1 protein-coding gene is annotated in these 1,366 nt (G+C 61.6%); it reads right to left on the reverse strand.

The window, feature by feature from the left end; translation table 11 throughout:
* Positions 1 to 97 precede the first annotated feature (97 nt).
* A partial coding sequence (locus AB0C96_RS43055) for a reverse transcriptase domain-containing protein (protein ID WP_362925760.1) occupies positions 98 to 1,366 on the reverse strand: 1,269 nt, incomplete at its 5' end.

The following is a 1,366-nucleotide window of genomic DNA, read 5'->3' on the forward strand; positions in this document are numbered from 1 at the left end:
GGCAGTCGGGTAGCCGGGTCGTGTTGCCACGACCCGGCCCCCTCAGAACCGGACGTGCCACTCGTCGCGGCATCCGGCTCAAGCGGGTCTTTGGCCATCATTCCAGCTCCTTCTTTCGGTCACCGGCATGTAATTGCCGATGGCATTGCGCGTGAATAACTTCCAGGTTGCTGAGGTGATCGGAGCCACCTCGGCTGCGGTAGACCAGGTGATGCACGTGGACTCCTCTGTAGGAGGCCGTGAACCACCGAGACCAGTCCCGTACATCGTCGGGGTCGAATCCTGCCCCTTCGATGAGGTCCTGCCCGCACCTGGTGCACAGTCCCTTCTGCCGGTAGGCCAGTTGCAGAATCCGCTTGGACTCTGCTTGTGGCATCCGCTTCCGGGCTCGATTGCGCCAGTAGTCCTCCAGACTTGGGTCGTCCCGGGAGCTTTCCCCCTTGACGGCCACATGCCGGACGATGCTGGTCCAGGAGAATTTGGGGAGGTGACGGGACGGATTCCCGAATACCCATGTGTCTCTCCTGCCCTGCGCGAACTGTCCCCAGTACCTTTCCCGGATCCACCGGGCGGTCTTGTTCGGGTGGCTGTGAAGAGCCCACCGCCTCAAGGCCGTGTAGGTGTAGGTGTCCAGCTTCCCGAAGGTGTCGCTCGAAACCACGTGCCTGTAGTAGGTCGCCCACCCCCTGATAAAAGGGCTGAGTGAGAGCACCAGCAGCTCCTCCGGGTGCCCCCGGTGAAACCGGATGATCTCTTTGACTCTCCTCTTGGCGCGTCGTACTGCTTCTTTGCTGGGCTTGATGATCAGTTTGTCCCCGAACCGGCGGACGGTGAAGCCCAGAAAGTCGAATCCTTCATCGAGGTGGACAATCCGCGTCTTTTCCTCGTTGAAGGTAAGACCTCTGGGATCCAGCCAGTCTGACAGTTTGTTCTTGAGGGCTTCCGCTTCTTCCTTCGTGCAGCAGAGCCCCACGAAATCGTCGGCGTATCTGATCAGTGCCGGGGGAGAGTACTTGTCCCTCCCGCGTTTCAGGGGCTGGTTGGCCCCCACGGCATCGCCCATCCCGTGCAGAGCCACATTTAGCAACAGTGGGCTGATCACCCCACCTTGGGGTGTTCCCTCCACCGTGTGCGCGAACGAGTTCTGCTCCATCACGCCAGCCCCGAGCCATCCTCGGACCTGCTCGCGCCCTGGGAAAAGGCCGAGCGAGTCCATGATGTGTTGGTGGCTGATGCGGTCGAAGGCTGCCGAGAGGTCTGCGTCAAGTGCCCACAGCCTCCGGGCGGTCTTCTTGGAGGCCACATGGAAGATGGCTTCGATCGCGTCGTGGCAGCCACGCCCCGGCCTAAAGCCATAGCTCCGCCC

Source organism: Streptomyces sp. NPDC048506, assembly GCF_040651315.1.
In the GTDB taxonomy this organism is placed as follows: Bacteria; Actinomycetota; Actinomycetes; order Streptomycetales; family Streptomycetaceae; genus Streptomyces.